Here is a 498-nt window from a genome sequence, read left to right on the forward strand (position 1 = left end):
GATGGAATTATGCCAAGTGATATTAGATTTTCACGCCAAGGTACTGATATAATTGCAACATTAATTGGAGGCAACAGTAGTATAACCTTTAAGAATATCTTTTCTGATGCAACGTCAGCAAGAGCAAGCATTAATACAAATAACGTTATTGAAGAGTTCATTTTTGCGGATGGTACAAAATTAACGTGGGATGAGGTACTAAATAACCATCTATATATGATTGGCACAGATAAAGATGATATCATTTTAGGAAGTAAAGGTAATGATATCTTATCGGGTGGTAAAGGGAATGACCTTTTATCAGGCGGAGCAGGAAACGATACCTATTTGTTCAATCTGGGCGACGGTCACGATACAATAGATAATCGAGGCGAATTAGAATACACTGGTTTCTTAAATAGAATAAAATCGGATGTTGATACTATCCGTTTTGGTGATGGTATTAGCGCTGATATGTTAAGCTGTGCTAGAAGAAACAAAGATTTAGTTATATCTATA

The 498-nt window shown here is 35.1% G+C and carries 1 protein-coding gene; it reads left to right on the forward strand.

Going from position 1 to position 498, the window contains the following annotated elements; all coding sequences use genetic code 11:
• Positions 1–9: 9 nt before the first annotated feature.
• Positions 10–498 (forward strand): calcium-binding protein (locus A9G47_RS06175; protein ID WP_304364033.1); only part of this gene is annotated, 489 nt, incomplete at its 3' end.

The organism is Gilliamella sp. WF3-4 (assembly GCF_001690275.1).
Lineage (GTDB): Bacteria > Pseudomonadota > Gammaproteobacteria > Enterobacterales > Orbaceae > Gilliamella > Gilliamella apicola_C.